The organism is Nesterenkonia natronophila, from assembly GCF_003595215.1.
Taxonomy (GTDB): Bacteria; Actinomycetota; Actinomycetes; order Actinomycetales; family Micrococcaceae; genus Nesterenkonia; species Nesterenkonia natronophila.
Genome location: NZ_QYZP01000003.1, coordinates 513,256 through 531,985, shown reverse-complemented (window position 1 = coordinate 531,985; position 18,730 = coordinate 513,256). Strand labels below are relative to the sequence as shown.

Genomic DNA, 18,730 nt, shown 5'->3' with positions numbered 1-18,730 from the left:
GTTCCCAGGTGCCGGGGGCGGGGTCATGGCGGTTTCGCTGCGTTCTGTGGTGTTGGTTGCTCGATGTCCAGAGCCATGAAATGTCTCTTCCTTCTTGTGGCGGGGGTTAGGTGAGGCAGTCGCCGATGTAACCACCTGGGCGGCATCCCGGCGGAATTGCGAAGACAGCACTGCCGATAGGCGTGGTCCATTCGTTGAGTCGATCTCCTTCAGCTAGGCGCTGTTGAATCGGAAGGAACTGCTCAACGACGTCGGCCTGATAGCTCAGGAAGAGCTGCCCAGTGTCGCTGATCCTGTCCGTGTCCTTGGGAGGCCTGTCGTAGTTGTAGCTGCGACGAAGAATCTGCTCCTCCACGGCATGCGGATGAGCGCGTCGGATGTGAGCGAACTCTTCAATCACGGGAAAGCCCATGTCAGAGGTTTCCTCAAAGTCCGGCTCATCGGTCTCATGCACACCCGTGAGAGGAGCGCCCACGCGCAGGTCGCGCCCGATCGAGGATTCTTTACCTCTGCGCGAGAGCTCATCCCATCCATCCATGTCCATCGAAATCAGTCGAACTACCAGCGAGGTTCCGTCCGTGATCCACGGCCGCACCGTGCTCGTGGAATCCGGTGGAGGGTTGCCCCAGACCACGAACTCCCGTGAGCCGTCAGAAGTACGAGGTTGGACGGTCTCATCGACCTGACCGAAGAGATTGCGCATAGTCTCACCTCGGGGGCGCGCACCTCGGGAGGACCGGAAACCATCCTGTATCCAGCGCGGGGCACCATAGCCACGGGCGTCTTTGAGCAGGATGCGACGGGCGTGAGCGACCGACACCGGATCATCACCGCAGATCTGCAGCAGCAGGTCACCTCCGCACAGATCAGACTCAAGCCGATCAATGTCGAAATGCGGCAGGTCCCTTAGCCAATGGGGCACGGACGTTGGACTGAGCATTCGCACTAGGCTCGGACCGAAGCCGAATGTCACCGTCAGCCGTGCAGGAGTCTCGGCGAGTTCCGGTTCGGTATCCGCTAATGCAGGTCTTCCCTGAGTCAACCGAGCCGCATCATCACTGAGTAGCCGAAGTAGGCGCCGTGCCGCATCAGGGTCGTCATTGCGATCGAGATCCAGGGCCAGAAGAACCGCGTGAGCCTGTGCTGGTGTATCGATGCCGGCTTGTCGGTTCCCATAGAAATCGATAGTGCTAGTTCCATGGACCGGCTCACGTGGATCGATTGCTGGTGCAGTCGATCGGCCAAAGCCGAAAGCTGCAGCAGCGGTAGCCGCTAGCCCGGTGCCTCCTGCGCCCAGCAGGAGTCCTCTTCGAGACAGGTCTCGATGAGCCTTGCTATCAAAATTGCTTTCGGAGCGTTCCGGGTCAGTGGTCATTCTGATCACCGTGATCGTCGCTCTCGTACGGTTCGTCCTGCCCACCATCGTCCTTGACGATCGCTTCGATGGTCTCCGCGCTGCCATCTTCGAATTCAAGGGTGAATTCCACAAGTTCTCCGGGGGGCAGTTCGTGATGAAGGCCCATGAGCATCAGATGATCTCCTCCCGGCTCCATCTCAAGGGCAGCATCGGCAGGAATGAGAAAACCGCCCTCAATCTCCTGCATGGCCTCTTGCCCGTCATCGTCAAGGATGATCTCGTGCAGCTCGACGCTTTCAGCCACAGGCGTCTCAGCTGCCACGATCTCAAGGTCGTCATCAGTGAGGTTTTCGAGAGTGCCGAACACGCTGGTCATTCCGGACCCAGCTGAACGGACCCACAGGTCGTCGTTTTCACTGTGGATCCGCGTGTCAGCGCCGCCCTCCTCAGTGGGACCCTGGTCGGGCCCCTCCTGCGGTGAAGTGTCGGTGTTGCAGGCTGTCACAGCAACGAGTGATGCAGCGCAGAGAACTGTGATTTTGCATGAAGAGTTTTTCATTTTGATGTTGCATCCTTTCGGGCGCGCAGGCCCCTGTGCCCGCGATTTTCCGTCGCAGGGCAGCGAGAGATAGGAGTAAGTCTTGAAAGAGATCCGCTCGAAAACGGTGCTGTCTCTGCGGATTTGCTTCGGGGCACCACAGTGCATGTCTCCACACCGCGTTACTGGTGACTACGAGGGCTCACGAGGTGCTGCGAAAGATCGGCACATTCATGCCTGGTGAGGTGACACCGCGATGAACAGACGAGAGAAAAGTGAAGAAGAGCAGATCACGCAGCGAGCTGTGGTGGACCTCGCACAGTGCGGGGGCCTGCCCCGGGCCAGAGGTCCTGGAGCCCCTGGGCTTCCGGAGCCGATTGTGTCCAACGCACAGTGCGTGAACTCTCTGCGACCGGAGACGGAGCCCAAAGTATCAAAGCGGGCCGGAGGACCAGCCATTCCACGAGGGCCTCTAGAAGTACCTCACCACGACGAAGCAGTAGATATGTCACCCCGGCTGCCAGAATGTGAGCGATTGCCATCGGGGCGTCCGGAACAACCCCTTGAGAGGCTGCCGCACCCCCGGCGTTGGTCACCACCACGTGGTCCACGTGATGCTCGTGTCCGGCAGGTCCGGACAGTGACAATGAACTTCCGGACGATCCTGCATGGGGGAAAAGCGCGAACAGTGCGTGGAGGGCGCCTTGGCTAGCCACTATGCCCAAAGCCATGCGCCACCGACTAAGTCTCACACCTGCTAGGCCTACGCAGAGGGGGACGCTCACGGCCAGGCTCAGCACAATCACCACAGCGTGCGGAACGTGATGACCAGCTCCCGTGTGCGCCAGGATGGCTGACGCAACAGCGATCAATGCACCGAGGGCCCCCCGCTTCAGACGCAGCCCAGGGGGCACGCTGGCAGAGTGAGCACTATGGCTGGCCAGCGTATTCATGGCTGAGCGACCGCTCCTCTCGTCCCGCGTCGGCACAATTCTACACAGCGTAGAAAACGCCAGGCTCTCAGGTTTCGGGGCTACTAGGTCTTTCCTTTGTAGCGGTCGAGGGCGTCGTCGCGGAACTCGGCGAACCTGCCCTCGGTGATCGAGGTGCGAATATCGTCCACCAACTTCACTGTGAAGTATTCGTTGTGGATGGTGCACAGAGTGGAGTAGAGCATCTCTTTAGCCTTGAACAGGTGATGGAGATATGCCTTGCTGTAGTGCTGGCAGGTGTAGCATCCGCAGCCCTCCTGTATGGGAGAGAAGTCTTTCTTGTACTTGGCCTGGGGGATATTGAAGTACCCATCCGGGGTGTACACACGACCAGTGCGGGCCACTCGTGAGGGCTGAACGCAGTCAAACGTGTCCGCGCCGTTCTCGATGGCGGTGAAGAAATCCTCCGGCTCCGAGATGCCCAGAAGGTGCCGTGGTTTATTCTCCGGCAGCTCCTCACTGACCCAGCGCACAATCGTGCCCAGGTTCTCCTTCTCCAGGGCGCCGCCGATGCCGAAACCGTCGAACTCCTGACCGTCGACCACCATCCGGCCGAGGTCACCGGCGGCTTTGCGGCGTAAGTCCTCATACTGAGCGCCCTGCAACACGCCGAACAGTGCCTGATACGGCTTGTGGCAGCGCTGCTCCGTGAGGTCACGGTGCGCGCTGAGGCAACGCTCCGCCCACAGCCGGGTCCGCTCCAGTGACTCTTCCTGGTAGTCGCGGGTGTTGAACAGGGTGGTGAGCTCATCGAAGGCGAAAATGATGTCGGCGCCGATCTCGTGCTGCAGCCGCATCGAGATCTCCGGGGTGAAGCGGTGCTTGCTGCCGTCGATATGGGACGTGAACGTCACCCCGTCGTCGTCGACGAATGCCCTGCGCTCATGCTCGGCGGAGATAGCCTCATCATTGGTGACCCTACTGGCATCCATCTGGATCACCTTCTTGAACCCCACCCCCAGGCTCATCACCTGGAAACCTCCGGAGTCAGTGAAGGTGGGGCCCGGCCAGTTCATGAACTTACTGAGCCCCCCGGCGGCGTCGAGCACGTCCGTGCCGGGCTGCAGGTTCAGGTGGTACGCATTGGCCAGCACTGCCTGCGTGCCGAGTTCGGACATTTCCTCCGGACGGACTGCTTTGACAGTGGCCTTGGTAGCGACCGGGATGAACGCCGGAGTCCGGATGATCCCGTGCGGAGTGGTGATGGTCCCGGTCCGACCCAACTCCCCAGGCACACGGTCTTGGACTTCGAAGGCGAACCCACCTTGGACGTGGTCGGGATGAAGGGGCTGCCGCGTGGAGCTGGTCTGGGGGTCAAGCACCCGAAGATTCTACCGGTGCCACGAACGTACCCGGAGTGCACCTACACTAATCCGGTGCCACACTTTGATCCTGAGCGGTGGGCAGACCGCGGTTACGAGATATTGCCCGGGGCGGTGTTGGCCTTTGTGGGCGCTGTCCTGGCTCATCGTTTCCTAGGCGAATGGCTGCCAGTTTCCTCCCTGCTGATAGCCATTGTGATCGGCATGACGATTCGCACTTTCGGTTGGGTTCCGGTGTGGGGGGAAGCTGGGCTGAAATGGGCGGCGAAGTTTCCGCTGCGTCTAGGAATCGTGCTTTTGGGCCTGCAGCTGGCGCTTGCTGACATCCTGGGCCTGGGGTGGGAAGTGCTGGTCATTGTGGCCGCGACTGTCGCCGTGACGTTCATCGGCATACGTGTGCTGGGCCCATTGTTCCGGACTGACCGGACCACCTCTGCGCTGGTGGCCACCGGCACCGCGATCTGCGGGGCGTCTGCGGTGGCGGCAGGTTCAGCGGTTCTGGATCGTGGCGACGGGCGGGACCGCCAGGCCCGGGACATCGCCGGTCCCACGGCCACTGCTCTGGCGGTGGTGACGATCTGGGGGACGGTTGCGATGGTCGCGCTCCCTGCACTCAGTGCCGCACTGGGTCTAGGGGGCCGACCAGCAGGTGTGTGGATCGGCGCCAGTGTCCATGAAGTGGGCCAGGTGGTGGCAGCTGGCGGCATGGTCGGCGCCACGGCACTGACCGTTGCCACCGTGGTGAAGCTGGCGCGTGTGCTGCTGCTGGCCCCGGCCGTGGTGGCGCTGCGCCTGAGTGATGCCGGCGGCACGGCCGCGGGAGGAAAGCGCCCACCCATCATGCCGTGGTTCGTGCTGGGTTTCTTGATGGCTGTAGTGGTGAACTCGGTGGCTGACATCCCGGGTGAGACTGCGGACTTCATCGCCCAACTGACCACCATGCTCATCACCTTCGCTATGGTCGGCATCGGTGCTGCCGTAGACCTGAGGCAGCTCCTGCGCACCGGTGCCCCCGCGCTGTTATTGGGCGGTGCAGGCAGCGTGTTGGCGGCCTCCACTGCCCTCGGCGGCGTCGTGCTGTTCCTGTGACTTGAAGACCCCCTCGGATCTGAACGCACAGGGGCCCTCGGTTCCCATGGTCACTCAGTTGTGAACACTAGGGGGGGGGTCGAGGCGCTTCACAGCCAGCGTCTTGCTCGGAAGATCAGCCACAGGGTCAGGCTGACAATGAGCATCAGTGCCACAGCCAAGGGGTAGCCGGCGATCCACTCCAGCTCTGGCATATGACGAAAATTCATGCCATACATTGAGGCAATGACCGTAGGGGCGAAGATGATTGCAGCCCAGGCAGAGATCTTCTTGCTCTGCTCACCCTGCGCATAAGAGGCATCAGCGATTCGCCGTGTCGCATCGTTCTGTTCCAGCGTGAGCATCGTGGAATACAGCGTCACGGTGTTCTGCAGGTGAGACCGAAGCAACTCCGCTCTGTAACGCAGTCGTTTGATTCGCCGAGCTAAGTCGGGCCAAAGCGGCAGGGCGGGTACCAGGCTCGCAGGCCCACCGGGAGTGCCCACGATCTCGGAAGCTAGTGATTCCAATGGTCTCAGAGCCCACTCAAATCTATGAGCCGTCTGCAACAGTTGGTAGAGCCGATGGGCTAAGAGGGAATCTAGATCGGTCTGCAGAACTAACAAGTCCTCCATCTCTTCGATGGCTGATTCGAGCGTGTCCGCGGCTAAGGGGTAGTTGCTCAGCAAAGCACTGAGTAGCCCCGCAAGTGCATCTACCGAGCTGAGTTCCCGATCTGAGATAGGCAGGGCTTCGGCAATATCCAGTGGATGCTCTGGGCTCTTGTCCCGGACGCGGACAGAGATAAGGAGGCCTTGTGTTGTCAGGAGGCGCAACTCATCGAAAGTCAGTTGTCCTTCCCCGTTGATCGTGACGCAGTGGGCCACGGTGGTGATGGAATCCTTGGCGGGGGTCGACATCGCCACGTGACTGCCTGTGAGGAAGCTGAGCTCTTCTTCTCTGAGCTCCAGGGCTTGAGCAGTCGCGTCGAACTGAGGTAGGTCCTCGTTCGTAAGGTCGACCCAGAGCACGGTCCCCGCCGGAGGCCTACCCTCGGCGAGTTTCAGAGAGGCACTTGCACTGGAATCGCACCCTGGCCCGAGCAATTGTTGGGTGATGCTCATCGGGGGCCTCACTGATCGTCGAACGGCGAATGTTCTGTAACGGCTGCCTGCAGCAAACCATAACTGGTGAGATGCACCTCTGCGAGTTTGTGGCGTTGGCACCGCTGTGCCTGAGGTGTTGGACGGTGAACGATGACTATTGAAGATGAATCGAATATGTGTTCGAATAGTGTGATGCGGTGGGATAGTCAGAAGATCGATGGGCCCTCGGCTCCCGCGCTGCTTCCACTTCAGAACCTGGTACGGACAGTGCAGACCCCCGAGTTTGAGGGTGTCACCTTCCATGAGGTCGCGGCGAAGACCGCACTGAACAAGGTGCCGCAGGCGTCGAACATGCCTTTCGGTTGGACAGTGAACCCCACGCGTGGATGCCTGCACAAGTGCCGATACTGCTTCGCTAGGAAGACGCACGAGTACTTGGAGATGGACTCCGGGCGTGACTTCGACACTCAGATCGTGATGAAGACCAATGTGGCTGAGGTGCTGCGAGCTGAATTGGCAAAACCCAGTTGGCGGCGGGAACATGTCGCCCTGGGCACCAACACAGATCCGTACCAGCGGGCCGAAGGGCGTTACCGGTTGATGCCCGGAATCATCAGAGCGCTGGCCGAGTCTGGTACGCCGTTTTCGATCCTTACCAAGGGCCCAATGCTGAAGCGAGACCTCCCTCTGCTGCAGGAAGCTGCCCAAAGAGTCCCCGTCTCTGTGGCCGTCTCACTGGCCATCATGGACACCAACCTGCAGCAGAAGGTGGAGCCAGGAACCCCCGATCCGAGAGCCAGGCTCAACTTGGTTAGGGCAATCACTGACGCAGGACTGGAGTGCAACGTGCTGGCCATGCCGATCCTGCCGTGGCTGACCGACTCCGCCGAGCACCTCGACCAGCTTCACGGGGAATTGGCTGGGGTGGGCGCCGGTTGGGTCACTACGGGAGCGCTGCACCTGCGCCCGGGGGCACGAGAGTGGTTTATGCAATGGTTGCAGCAGGAGTATCCGGCGCTCGTTCCGCGCTATCAGGAGCTCTACCGAGGGCCACGCGGGGGCTTCACCACCTACGCCTCCAGGGACTACAAGAAGTGGTTGGCCCAGCAAGCTGCTGCGGCACGACAACGCCACGGATTCTTGGATCGGGTCGAGGCCACCTGGCGCGAGCGCTCGTCACCTGAGGAGTCGATCCCTGACCAAGAATCTCAGCTGTTGCCTCTGGACATTCCATCAGGCCCCGCTCAGCCGGCGCTATTCTGACCAGGTTCCTGGTGGTAGGGAGTCCAGTTTCGTCTATGACTCGGAGGCGGTGCCAGAATAGGTCCATGAGCAGTGTCATCAAGATCAACGCCATCACCGTTCCCGAAGACTCCGGCGACCAGCTGGGGGAGCGCTTTGCCGCCCGTCGGGACTCTATGGAGGGGACCCCAGGCTTCCAAGGGTTCGAGCTGCTGCAGCCCACCGATGGGCGCACCTCCTGGCTGGTGCTTACGCGGTGGGACTCGGAGGAAGCTTTCGAAGACTGGCGGAAATCACAGAGTTTCGGTGAGTCCCACGGGCACGGCGAGGGTGGAGCCCCCAAGAAGCCGGTGGGGATGTCGAGCGAGCTGTGGAGTTACACAGTCTTCACCACCGGCTAGGTGGCATGGGCACTTCCTGGTAATCTGGATCGGTCAGCGCGACGACGTCGCGAGGAACCCCGCCTCCGTAGCTCAGGGGATAGAGCGTCGGTTTCCGGTACCGAAGGCCAGAGGTTCGAATCCTCTCGGGGGCACCGTACAAAGTGTCAGGACATCGTTATTTCGGTGGGTTGGCACTTTTTCTTGTGTGCGGGGTGCCAGAGCAGCCAGTGTGCGGGCCGTTAACCTAAGAGCATGAACTCCCGCCCCTTCCACCATAGCGACGAGCGCCAGCAGCAGAATCCTACGGCGCGCGCATCCGCCGCAGCGCGGGAGCTCGCTGATACGGCGAGAGGGAGGTTGTCTGAAGAGCGCACTCGCAAAATAGAAGAGCGGTGGGAGCGCTGGCTGGCCTGGCCGGTGATGATTGCGGCGATCGTCTCAGTTCCCGCGGTCTTCCTCACTCTGTTGGACGAACCTTTCGAAATGATCGGCCATATAGGCCTCTGGGCCACCAGCGTCGTTCTAGTGTTCGAGACTGTGGTGCTCTTTCTCGTCTCACCTAAGAAGGTCGATTGGCTGCGCCGCAACTGGTGGCTGGTCGGGCTCACGATCCTCGTCATTGTGGGAGTGGTCTTCAGCATCGGGCCGATGCAGATCCTGCGGCTGCTGCGCAGCGTCGGAGCGCTGCGCGTGCTGCGCGCCAAGCAGGTGGCCAAAGCGGGACATTCGCTGCAGAAGACGAGCTCCTCACGCTGGTGGCGGCATCTCGGTACGCTGTTGGCCACCCTGGTGGTCTCCGCGTTCGTCGTGGTCGCGTTGGTGGACGAGGAGTCACCAGTTCGATCGTTCCTCGACGACCTTGTGGGCGAGGAGTGGGCTGTTCCGACGGCGACCGGCGCCGGTCTGCTGCTCTTCGGAGCCACGTACCTGCTGGTGCGTCGACCTCGAAGTGACGAGGACGACGAGGAAGAAGACCAGAGCGAAGACTGAAGTGACAGTCGCCTCTGAGCTCAGCATTTCCGGCAGGGAGGCCATAACTGGAGCTCCTGGCGATCATGTGCTCGAGCTCAAGCAGCTCGACGTGAGGGTACAGTCGTAGCTGTGGCAAATGAGAGCAGCGCCCAGGTGAGAGAGCAGGCGCACAAACGGCGCAGTATTGCCGTCATCTCACATCCGGATGCGGGCAAGTCGACCTTGACCGAGGCGCTGTTGCTGCATGCCAGTGCCATCGGCGAAGCGGGGGCTGTGCACGGAAAAGCCGGACGTAGGAGCACGGTCTCTGACTGGATGGACATGGAGCGCGCCCGCGGGATCTCGGTGAACTCGACGGTGATCCAGTTTCCGTATGACGAGGCACTGATCAATCTCGTGGACACCCCAGGCCACGCGGATTTCTCTGAGGACACCTTCCGCGTCCTCACGGCAGTGGATGCTGCCATCATGCTGGTTGATGCCTCGAAAGGTTTGGAGACTCAAACCATGAAACTTTTCGACGTCTGCCGGGAGCGGGGACTGCCTGTCATCACAGTCATCAACAAGTGGGATCGGCCCGGCAAGGAGGCGTTGGCTCTTGTCGATGAAATAGCAGAGCGGACCGGTATGCGGTCGATGCCCAAGACTTGGCCGGTGGGCGAAGCGGGTTTCTTTCATGGCCTCTTGGACCCCCAACACCAGACAATGCAGCGCTTTCGACGTACCCCCGGTGGAACCAAGAAAGTGGTCGCGGACCAGCTGAGTGACGCGCAGGCGCAGGCCGAATACTCAGATGCATGGGCAACGGCCAAGGAAGAGGCTTGCCTGCTCGAAAGCGATGCGGGCTCATATGACCGCCGTGCTTTCCTTGCTCAGGAAGCTACGCCAATGTTCTTCGGCTCGGCAGTTCAGAACATAGGCATCGAAGCGCTGCTCGCGTTCGTGGCTGAAGAAGCTCCGCCTCCTGGAGCCCGCGCTGATACCGATAGCCGTAAGCACCCCGTGGATGAAGACTTCTCGGCCTATGTGTTCAAGATTCAAACAGGGATGGACCCGGCCCACCGGGACCGGATTGCGTTTGCGCGCGTATGCTCGGGTGTCTTCGAGCGTGGCATGGTGGCCACCCACGCGCAGACGGGAAAGCCTTTCGCCACTAAGTACGCGCAGAAGGCCTTCGGGCGCGAGCGTGAGACCGTCGACACCGCATGGCCCGGTGATGTGGTGGGCCTGGTGAACGCGGCCGCGTTGCGACCCGGCGATACGCTCTACGGCGGGCAAAGAACAGTCGTCTATCCACGGCTGCCGCACTTCGCACCAGAGTACTTTCGTGAGGCGCGGTGCGCGGATGCCGGGAAGCACAAGCAGTTCCGCCGCGGCATTCACCAGCTTGGGGAGGAAGGAATAGTTCAGGTCCTCCATTCAGAACGTCGTGGTGCACAACATCCCGTGCTCGGAGCCGTGGGTCCCATGCAGTTTGATGTCGTCGTGGAGCGAATGCGGGGTGAATTCAACGCTCCGCTCCACCTCGACGTGCTCGACTACAGTTTTGCCTGCCAGATTGACCAGGAGGCTGGGGAAGTTCTCACCGGTCACCGTGACTGTGAAGTCGTCGCTCGAGAGGACGGGACGCTGTTGGGGTTGTTCCCCAATTCATGGAAGCTGCGCAGCGTGAAACGTCAATACCCCGACCTCACTCTGGAGCCAATGCGCGGAATCGCCGAACAGCTGCAGTATTCAGCCCAACCGCAGAAGTGACACTGATGCCCCCGAAGATGGCCGGAGAGCTGTGACTTCTGGAGCCTCTCGGATGCACTGGATGGACTTTCTCCGCGGCCTGGCAGTTGTTCTTGTGGTGGTGCTGCACGCCGCCCAGCACGGAGGAGCAACTGTGCATTGGTGGGACGAGGCCAACCGATTCCTCGCGCCATTCCGCATGCCGCTATTGATGTTTCTATCTGGCATTCTGTTGGCCCGCTCGCTGCTCAAGCCGCTCACTCTTTATCTCTGGGGCAAAGTAGCGGCCGTGGGGTGGCCGCTCGCGGTGTGGCTGGTGCTCTACGGCTTCTTGGTGCGCGGCGGGGTCGGCTGGCCAGACGATATGGGTGACTTCGTGGTGACGGGTGACTACCTGTGGTTCCTCATGGCGCTCCTTGCTTGTTACTTCTTCGCTGCCGTGTTTAGGCCGCTGATGGTTCGGGATCCTAAGAGATGCGACTGGGTCTTCTTTGGGGTCTTCGTCCTGATGATGACGGCCTCAGTGCTCAGCGAGCCGATTCTCGGGTTACTGGGCAATATCCTGTGGTATGGCTCCTTCTTTTTTCTCGGCGCATGGGCTCAGGAGCGTCTTACTTCTTGGATCACCGCGCCCTGGTGGGTCGTCGCACTGCTTCTTGTGCTGCTCGCCGGAGTATCAGTCATAGGCGTGAACGGGGCGAGCGCGAACCTCCGCACACCTGCTTTGGGTGTTCTCGCCGTATTGGGGATTGCGGTGGTGGTGTGGCTGGCCCCGCGGACTCCTCGCTCAGGGGTGGTTCGCCTGTTCAGCTGGACGGGCCGGAACTCGATTGTGGTCTATGTGGCGCACTTCCCCGTAGTGATCTTTCTGAGAGATACGGTGCTTTCAGGTGCAGAGCTACCGGCTGGGGTGTACGTCACTGCGATTACGGTACTGGCGCTGAGCCTGACGTTAGCCATTGTGTGGGCACGGCCGTGGACGCCGTGGTTGTATGTGCTGCCCCGCAGCACGCGAGTTATGACGCTTCTTAGATAAGCCCTGCCAGGCCTGATATGGACATCACACACGAGACCTGACAGGGTCCACCCATGGATATTTCACAGTACTGGGACGGTTGGGATCCGATCGTTCACACGCTGGTCACCTTGGTGGCCGGTTATCTGACCCTATTAGTGCTGCTGCGCATCTCTGGGGCGCGCACCATGGCTTCAATGACACCGCTTGACCTGATCATCGCTATTACCATCGGATCAGCATTTGGCCGCACAGTCACCGCAGTGGACGTGCCCCTGGCGCAGACCGTCTTCGCCTTGGTCCTCCTGGTCCTCCTGCAGTGGGTTCTCGCGTGGCTGCGGGGACGCTCACCCCGGCTGCGCCGGCTCGTCGATTCCCCACCGGTGCTCATCTACTACCAAGGCAATTTTCAACGCAAAGCGATGCGCAAGCACCAATTGGTCGAAGATGATGTCCACACAGCCGTGCGCTCATCCAGCAAGGGCTCGCTCGAGGATGTCTCAGCGATCATTCTGGAACAGGACGGAAGCCTGGAGGTCATCGGGGATGACGTCATAGGCGACTCCTCCAGCATCCTGCCTTACACCGGCAACGCCGAGCCCACCTAACCACCCACATCCAGCACCCGCCCCATGATTCCCCCGATCATCGTTGAAGGTTGAGCTTTATATGACTATCGCTTTGTACGCTCCTGAAGATCTGAGCGACAAGAAAACCGACGGTAAGCCTCCGTTTCTAGTGGATGTCCGGACTCCAGCCGAGTTTGAGAGCATCCGCATTGAAGGTTCTCGGAACCTCCCGCTGGACCAGCTGCGTCGAAACCCTAAGAAACTTGCCGAACAGTTGCCTGCAGAGACGGTCCTGATCTGCCACTCTGGCGCCCGCTCCAGGGAAGCCGCCGAGACGCTGGGCGCTGCCGGTTCACAACACACCTCAGTGTTAGCTGGTGGCATTATCGGGTATCAGAACTGCGGCGGCGAGGCACTCCGTGACGAGCAGCGCTGGGCCATGGAACGTCAGGTCCGCATGGTTGCCGGGACGCTGGTGGTGGGAGGGCTCATCGGAGCCAAGCTCATTCATCCGAGACTTGCGTATGTGTCCGCTGGTGTGGGGAGCGGACTGATCTTCGCCGCCGCTACGAACACCTGCGCCATGGCCAGGGCGTTGAGCCTTCTGCCGTGGAATCGCACGTGTGAGAATCCCACTGTAGAGACCTTTCTTCAGAACATCCCTGATGTGACCACTGTCTAGACACTCCGTACATGGACATTCGTGAGTTCAGAGTTCACGGGGTGGGCGGGTCACCCGGCGCTTCGATGTTGGGCGTACCTCCAGAAGACACTGTGGTGATTCAGCAGGGCAGACGCACCAGGGTCATTGCCCGTGCTGGGGATCGTCGCGTAGAGGGTTACGACTGGGGGCGGTTGACCACCGACTCTCCGCTGCAGCCGCTGTGGGTGCTGCTGCTCCCATTCACCCTCATTAACGTGGCCGGCTGGGCGCACGGTGAATTCTCGGCAGGCCGTCTACGTCTCAGAGCCACTCGCTGGGCAGTCCATGTCTCAGCCGGACTCCTGACTGCGAGTTTTATGCTGTGGACGGCCATAATCGGTATTGACTACCTGGGTTATCAGACAATCGGCCGGATCGGTGGGGTCGCCCAAGTTCTCGGCGTCGTATTGGGCTTCGCCCTGGCCGCGGGAGTCCCGACTCTGCTGATGACGGTGGCTAACGTGACCAGGCGGCGCTTTGAGCAGGTGGAATTCGGCCACGGCATCGGTCCCCGCGATGGCCAGGCGCGGTGGTCGCACGGAGAGGATCTCAGCAGTCCCCAATTCTTCGCCCATGACCGCAGCCTCAAGAAACTGCTCCGCTGGCATGGATTGATCACTCTGCTGACTTTCGCTGCCGTGGTGTTGGTTGTCTACGTGCGGTGGGGGGAAGCAAGTTTAGGGGTGGGTCGGTTATTCCTGCTGGTCGGGGTGCTGCAGATTGTGGTGATTGCAGCCTTGGCGGCCCTCTGCTGGAACCCTTCGGGAAGATTTCCGGGGGTCGTTGGACCGCGAGCGCTTCCTGCAGCGGCTGTGAGCCTCGCGGTTGCACTGAGTAACGGGGTCTGCGCTGGATTCGCGGTGCTGTTCGCTCGGCTTGCGGGAGTCCCTTGGGACCGCTGGGGGCAGGAACTGGCACTGATTGAATCCTTCGTCATCACAGTAGTTCTCTGGGCCGTGGGCTTAGCAGTGTGGATAGTACGACGCCGCGGTCGCGCCAATGCCGATGACCTGCCTGCTCGCACAACCCCCGAGGACCAAGCCCCTGACGGTGTGACCAAGCAGCTGCGAGCCGAGGTGGCACGCCAACGCTCACGAGCCGCTGCAGCGCACCAGGCGCCGCAGCTGGTGACCCTGTTCGCAGGGCTCTTTCTCCTATCAGCGGTGGTCTCTGTGGTGCTGCGTGTCGATGTGACTGAACCCGTGATGGGGTGGGTTCCACCGCCGGAGCGAAGTCTCTTGTCTTTGGCCGCTGCTGTTCTGCTTCCTGGCATTGCCGTGGGAGCGATTCTTCTGGTGTGGCAGTCGAACCGGAGTGTTACGCTGCGGCGAATCGTCGCGATGGTCTGGGATGTGCTGACTTTTTGGCCGCGGCGGTACCACCCTTTCGCGGTGCGTCCGTTCACCGAACGGGCGGTGCCGGAGCTCCAGGGACTGATTGCGGACCGGGTACAAACGGATGGAGGACTCACAGTCTCCGGACATTCCCAAGGGTCCGTCCTGACGTTCGCTGCCCTAGCGCCCATGAGTGATGCGATGTTGCGCCGTTGCGGATTTCTGACCTATGGTTCACCGATCACCACGCTCTACGGTCAGGCTTTTCCAGCGTACTTCGGGCAGCGGCCCGTGGAGAATTTGGCCCGGCGGATCGCCCCTGGCTGCGGCGGATGGGTCAACCTCTATCGACTCACTGACCCCATCGGTGGCCAGGTGCTGGGCTCAGGTGACTCGGAAGTTGATTGCATGGTTCCGGATCCAGCTGAGGCCACGGCGTCGAACTTCCCGCTAGAGCCCGAGGACCCCGAATCTCTGCGGCCGGCGTGGTCTGATGTGGCTGGGCACCAGGACTATGAGCGGGAGACCGCCTACAAAGGTGCCATACACGATTTCAGAGCACGGTGCTCCCAACTGTGACGTTCAAGAACCTCCGTCGCGAAGGGTTAGCCCTTTCTCGCTCAGTGCCTCTTTGATAATACGTACGGCTTTGGGACCGACCCCGTGAATGGCCCCCAGCTCCTCTTCAGTGTGTTCGCTGGCCTTCAGCAGAGAGTCGATGCCAGCGTTCTTGAGTTCGCGGGCTGCCGTCTTGCCCATTGAATTTGGCAAGTCACCGACGGGACGAACATCTGGAGTGTTGCTCACGGATCTCCTTTCAGCCCCAGGCAGAGTTCATTGCGCTGTGGTTCGGCTATCATGATGAACCGGCGGACCTGGGCATCTGCCGGCTGGTGGTGCTCCTCAATGCGACAAGCGAACGGCACTTGCTCAGGTGTACCATGAAACGCGTAAGGGAGTATCCCACAGAGCTGTGACCGTCAGCACGCGAAGCCCCTGAGCTACGCCGGGCACAGCAGTCTGAGATCTCGATCTCAGGCGGAGAGACTTGCGACGGCGACGCCGCGGGTCGCGCTCCCGAAAGGTTCCCTCTATGGAGATCACCCCTCTGCTGTGGGCTCTCACACTTGTATCCATCACGGCGCTGCTCGCCGTTGACTTCTTCGGACACGTCCGCAAAGCCCACGACCCCACCTTGCGAGAATCTGCCGCATGGTCAGGGTTCTACGTGGGCATCGCGCTGCTTTTCGGTCTGCTCTTTGTCGTCTTGGGGGACCCCGGGAGGGCAGTGGAGTACTACGCTGGGTACCTCACTGAGAAGGCCCTCTCAGTCGACAACCTCTTCGTCTTCTTGGTGATCATCTCCAGCTTCAACGTTCCTCGGAAGTACCAGCAGAAAGTCCTGCTTTTCGGCATCGTGTTTGCCCTTATGGCACGCACGGTGTTGATCTTCTTGGGCGCAGGGCTGATCAATGTCTTCAGCGACATCTTTTACCTGTTCGGGATCATCCTCCTGCTGACCGCGGGCAATATGCTGCGCAACGAAGTCCAAGATCAAAAGCGATCAGACAACGCCGATAACATTGTCATTCGCACCGCACGCCGGTGGTTGAAGACCTCGGATGACTACGACAGTGACAAACTGACGACAGTGATCAGTGGCCGGCGCATGCTCACGCCGATGCTGTTGGTCATGGTCGTCATTGGCGGCACTGACGTTTTATTTGCTTTGGATTCCATTCCCGCGATCTATGGGCTGACGAGTGAACCGTACATAGTCTTCACGGCGACAGCCTTCTCGTTGTTGGGCTTGAGGCAGCTGTACTTCCTGCTGGACGGGCTCTTGGACCGGCTGGCCTATCTCTCCTACGGACTCATCGCCGTTCTAGGGTTTATCGGCACCAAACTGATCCTTCACGCTTTGCATGAGAACAATCTGACCTTCATCAACTCGGGTCAGGGTGTTCCCGTTCCCGAGATCCCCACCGGTATTTCGTTGGTGGTGATCGCCGGCATCCTGGCGGTCACGGTCTCAGCGTCGCTGCTGAGTGCGCGGAGCTCTACCAGAGCTGAGTCGGAGAGTCTTCCCTCATGATGGGGTCGGGGTGCAGCTGAGCAGCTCAGGCCGGGGCCGCAATTTCACGCTCAAGTCTGGCGTAGCTGGTTTCCATACCCTCGGCCATGCCGGTTGCCAGGACTGCGTCGCGCAGGTCCTTGTTGGCGTAGGTGCTGACCAGCGTGAGAAGAGTCCCGCCCTGAACTGGGGTGAGGGTCTGCTCGTTGAGGGACGGCGGACCGTCCACCCCCTCCATGGACTCCGTAGTGACTTCTCGGTGCGGAGGATCCGACTCCAGGACCTCACCCGTGAGGGCGAAGCCGTTCTCACCGGTGGCATCGACCCAAGCGTAGCGGTAGGTGTCTCCGGCGGACGAGGCGACCTGGCAGTCCGTGAACTGCCACCCATCGGGACCGAGCATCCAGCGTTTCAGAAGTTCGGGATCGTGCTCAGCGGCCCATATCTGCTCCGGGGTGCCGCGAATGATCCGGCTGAAGCGAGCCTGGTTGTCGGAGAGGAGGTGTGTTTCCAGGGCGCGCTCTGCGGCGAAAGTCTTCAAGTCAGCCAGGACGTCGTCGATCTGGCCCATGGCAGCCTTGGCACCCTCTTCCATGCCCATGGCGATCAGCTGCTCCAGCTCGGCAACACTGTTGAAGAATGTAGTGGTGGTCAGACGTGAGCCGGTCTCGGTCGTTTCGAATCTGAACACCATCCGCATAGAAGGCATCTCCTCCTGAGGTTGGCCGTCCTGTGTTGCGAAGCCGTCAACCACTTCGAAGGAGTGCCCTGGCTCCACACTGGTGAACTCCCAGTACCCGTGGGAGCGCTCGCCCTCCGGCCCGGTCATGTAGTACTCGGAGCGGCCGCCGGGGTAGAGGTCGTGACGGAGAAATGTGGCCGGCCATTCCGGAGGGCCCCAGAACTTTTCGAGCTGTCGGGGGTCTGCGTAAGCGTCCCAGAGACGTGGCAGCGGCACGGAGAAGTCCGCAACGATGGTCATGGTGAGTCGGCTGAGGTCTTTTTGGACGGATGTGAGAGGCATGGCGTGGGCCTTTCTGTGGGTGCTTGCGGTGTCATTCCCCTGCCAGGAGTGTATTGAGTTGACCAATGCGTGCTTGCCAGATGCGTTCGTAAGTGTTCAGCAGGGTCTGGGCTTTTCGTACGGTCTCTGGGTTCCCGCGAATCCGGCGTTCGCGCCCCCTGCGGCGTTTGGTCACGAGTCCTGCTTCCTCCAGGACAGCGATGTGTTTCTGGACGGCTGCGAAGGACATGTCATAGCGATCTGCCAGATCAGATATTGAAGCTTCTGCCGTGAGCGTGCGGTGCACAATGTCTCTGCGCGTGGCGTCCGCCAGGGCACGGAAGATGCGGTCCACCTCCTCGTTGGTGAGGTTCGTGTCAGCAGCTTGATATGCAACCATTAGGTTGTATGTTAAGGTGCTGCGGTGATGAGGTCAATAGGTGGTGAACTGCGCGGTTGTCAGCTCTCGGAAGCGTTGAGACGGCTGGCTTGAAGCAAGAGATGGTGGCGTTCGGCAAGGCTTGAAGCCTTGCAGGCGGCGTCTGCATAGAGTTGAGCCGCTGTGGCCAGGTCTCCGCGGAGCTCGTGCAGGTACGCTGCCGCTGCGCTGCGCCTCGGCAGAGAGTCAGGAAGCTCATGAAGTGCGGAGAGGCCCTCGTCAGGACTTCTTGTATGTCCGAGAGCGACAGCTCGGCCACTGTGACGAGCCAGCCCTTCGGGTTTCTCGGTGGTGCGCCAGGCCAACGCTGCATGGCTTCAACGAGCGCCTCTTGCACTGCGTCTTCGGCGGCTGGGAAATCGGCCCCTCGGTGAATGAGGACCCCTAAAACCTGGGGAACCAGGTCTCTCAGCAGGGCCTCATCCACGGGGGTTCGTCCTTAGTCGTTGCCCGTGGGGCCATCGGTGAGGAATGGGCGCAGCTCCAGCCATTCATGAATCGGCTTGCCGCCAGCTCCCGGGGCGGCAGAGAGCTCCCCGGCCAGTTCCAAAGCCCGATCATAAGTGTCGACGTCAATGATCATCCATCCGGCGATGAGGTCCTTCGTCTCAGGAAAGGGGCCGTCGGTCACAGGTGGGCGCGCGTGGCCGCCATACCGGACCCATTCGCCCTCAGGAGCGAGCGCCTGGCTGTCCACGTATTCGCCGGACTGCTCAAGACGATCAGCGAACTCATTCATGTATTGGATGTGGGCGGCAATCTCCTCGGGTGTCCATTGGTCCATGGGTGAGTTGTTGGCCGCTTCGGGGGCGCCGCGGTAATGCTTCAGCAGCAGATACTTGGCCATGATGTCCTCCTGAGTCTCAGCGCAGCTGTTGT

At 60.8% G+C, this 18,730-nt stretch carries 19 protein-coding genes, 1 tRNA gene and 1 pseudogene; 11 read left to right on the top strand and 10 right to left on the bottom strand.

Annotation, left to right across the window (positions count from 1 at the left end; genetic code table 11):
• Positions 1–106: 106 nt before the first annotated feature.
• The 4 genes from D3250_RS11415 to tgt form a co-directional block, all read right to left on the bottom strand.
• Positions 107–1,375: a Dyp-type peroxidase gene (locus D3250_RS11415; RefSeq protein ID WP_119903492.1), complete on the bottom strand. Its 1,269-nt coding sequence runs from the start codon at positions 1,373–1,375 to the stop codon at positions 107–109.
• A complete protein-coding gene (locus D3250_RS11410; RefSeq protein WP_158583138.1) occupies positions 1,365–1,916 on the bottom strand; it encodes a copper chaperone PCu(A)C in 552 nt (183 codons plus the stop codon). Before D3250_RS11410 ends, D3250_RS11415 begins: the two co-directional genes overlap by 11 nt.
• A gap of 269 nt (positions 1,917–2,185) precedes the next feature.
• On the bottom strand, positions 2,186–2,848 hold the full coding sequence (locus tag D3250_RS11405; RefSeq protein ID WP_119903490.1) for a hypothetical protein: 663 nt from the start codon (positions 2,846–2,848) through the stop codon (positions 2,186–2,188).
• Positions 2,849–2,931: 83 nt separating this feature from the next.
• Positions 2,932–4,209, bottom strand: a complete 1,278-nt coding sequence (gene tgt / locus D3250_RS11400; protein ID WP_119903489.1) for a tRNA guanosine(34) transglycosylase Tgt — start codon at positions 4,207–4,209, stop codon at positions 2,932–2,934.
• Positions 4,210–4,263: 54 nt separating this feature from the next.
• On the opposite strand from tgt, the gene D3250_RS11395 reads away from it, so the two are divergent.
• A complete protein-coding gene (locus D3250_RS11395; protein WP_158583137.1) occupies positions 4,264–5,298 on the top strand; it encodes a YeiH family protein in 1,035 nt (344 codons plus the stop codon).
• Between the two features lie 89 nt (positions 5,299–5,387).
• On the opposite strand, the gene D3250_RS11390 is transcribed toward D3250_RS11395, so the two are convergent.
• The gene (locus D3250_RS11390) at positions 5,388–6,401 is read right to left on the bottom strand and encodes a CorA family divalent cation transporter (protein WP_158583136.1); all 1,014 of its coding nucleotides are present in this window, start codon (positions 6,399–6,401) and stop codon (positions 5,388–5,390) included.
• Positions 6,402–6,575: 174 nt separating this feature from the next.
• Here D3250_RS11390 and D3250_RS11385 point away from each other — a divergent pair, with 174 nt between their 5' ends.
• The 9 genes from D3250_RS11385 to D3250_RS11345 all read left to right on the top strand — a co-directional run bounded on the left by D3250_RS11385 (position 6,576) and on the right by D3250_RS11345 (position 14,914).
• Positions 6,576–7,646 carry an Rv2578c family radical SAM protein gene (locus D3250_RS11385; RefSeq protein WP_119903488.1) on the top strand — a complete coding sequence of 357 codons (1,071 nt, stop codon included), beginning with the start codon at positions 6,576–6,578 and terminating at the stop codon, positions 7,644–7,646.
• 65 nt (positions 7,647–7,711) lie between these two features.
• On the top strand, positions 7,712–8,026 hold the full coding sequence (locus tag D3250_RS11380; protein ID WP_119903487.1) for an antibiotic biosynthesis monooxygenase family protein: 315 nt from the start codon (positions 7,712–7,714) through the stop codon (positions 8,024–8,026).
• 61 nt (positions 8,027–8,087) lie between these two features.
• Positions 8,088–8,160: transfer RNA gene (locus tag D3250_RS11375), tRNA-Arg, on the top strand.
• Positions 8,161–8,260: 100 nt separating this feature from the next.
• Positions 8,261–8,998 (top strand): ion transporter, encoded by a 738-nt coding sequence (locus tag D3250_RS11370; protein ID WP_147383531.1) that lies wholly within the window; start codon positions 8,261–8,263, stop codon positions 8,996–8,998.
• Between the two features lie 111 nt (positions 8,999–9,109).
• Positions 9,110–10,735, top strand: coding sequence for a peptide chain release factor 3 (locus D3250_RS11365; protein ID WP_119903485.1), 1,626 nt, complete (start codon positions 9,110–9,112; stop codon positions 10,733–10,735).
• 61 nt (positions 10,736–10,796) lie between these two features.
• Positions 10,797–11,750: an acyltransferase family protein gene (locus tag D3250_RS11360; RefSeq protein ID WP_158583135.1), complete on the top strand. Its 954-nt coding sequence runs from the start codon at positions 10,797–10,799 to the stop codon at positions 11,748–11,750.
• Between the two features lie 53 nt (positions 11,751–11,803).
• Positions 11,804–12,337 carry a DUF421 domain-containing protein gene (locus D3250_RS11355; protein WP_119903483.1) on the top strand — a complete coding sequence of 178 codons (534 nt, stop codon included), beginning with the start codon at positions 11,804–11,806 and terminating at the stop codon, positions 12,335–12,337.
• A 61-nt stretch (positions 12,338–12,398) separates the two neighbouring features.
• Entirely contained in the window at positions 12,399–12,980 is a 582-nt protein-coding gene (locus D3250_RS11350; RefSeq protein WP_119903482.1) for a rhodanese-like domain-containing protein, read from the top strand.
• 11 nt (positions 12,981–12,991) lie between these two features.
• Complete coding sequence (locus tag D3250_RS11345; protein WP_119903481.1) at positions 12,992–14,914, top strand: hypothetical protein; 1,923 nt, start codon at positions 12,992–12,994, stop codon at positions 14,912–14,914.
• 3 nt (positions 14,915–14,917) lie between these two features.
• Here D3250_RS11345 and D3250_RS11340 read toward each other — a convergent pair whose 3' ends face one another.
• Positions 14,918–15,142 carry a helix-hairpin-helix domain-containing protein gene (locus tag D3250_RS11340; RefSeq protein WP_119903480.1) on the bottom strand — a complete coding sequence of 75 codons (225 nt, stop codon included), beginning with the start codon at positions 15,140–15,142 and terminating at the stop codon, positions 14,918–14,920.
• 286 nt (positions 15,143–15,428) lie between these two features.
• On the opposite strand from D3250_RS11340, the pseudogene D3250_RS11335 reads away from it, so the two are divergent.
• Positions 15,429–16,391 (top strand): annotated as a pseudogene (locus D3250_RS11335) (TerC/Alx family metal homeostasis membrane protein); the annotation flags it as partial.
• A gap of 64 nt (positions 16,392–16,455) precedes the next feature.
• On the opposite strand, the gene D3250_RS11330 reads toward D3250_RS11335, so the two are convergent.
• Genes D3250_RS11330 through D3250_RS11315 form a run of 4 tightly spaced genes read right to left on the bottom strand, consistent with a single transcriptional unit; the run spans position 16,456 to position 18,698 of the window.
• A complete protein-coding gene (locus D3250_RS11330) occupies positions 16,456–17,433 on the bottom strand; it encodes an SRPBCC family protein (protein WP_119903478.1) in 978 nt (325 codons plus the stop codon).
• 31 nt (positions 17,434–17,464) lie between these two features.
• Positions 17,465–17,812 carry an ArsR/SmtB family transcription factor gene (locus D3250_RS11325; RefSeq protein WP_119903477.1) on the bottom strand — a complete coding sequence of 116 codons (348 nt, stop codon included), beginning with the start codon at positions 17,810–17,812 and terminating at the stop codon, positions 17,465–17,467.
• On the bottom strand, positions 17,790–18,278 hold the full coding sequence (locus D3250_RS12155) for a sigma factor (protein ID WP_119903476.1): 489 nt from the start codon (positions 18,276–18,278) through the stop codon (positions 17,790–17,792). Before D3250_RS12155 ends, D3250_RS11325 begins: the two co-directional genes overlap by 23 nt.
• Before the next feature lie 12 nt (positions 18,279–18,290).
• The gene (locus tag D3250_RS11315) at positions 18,291–18,698 is read right to left on the bottom strand and encodes a YciI family protein (RefSeq protein ID WP_119903475.1); all 408 of its coding nucleotides are present in this window, start codon (positions 18,696–18,698) and stop codon (positions 18,291–18,293) included.
• Between the last annotated feature and the right edge of the window lie 32 nt (positions 18,699–18,730).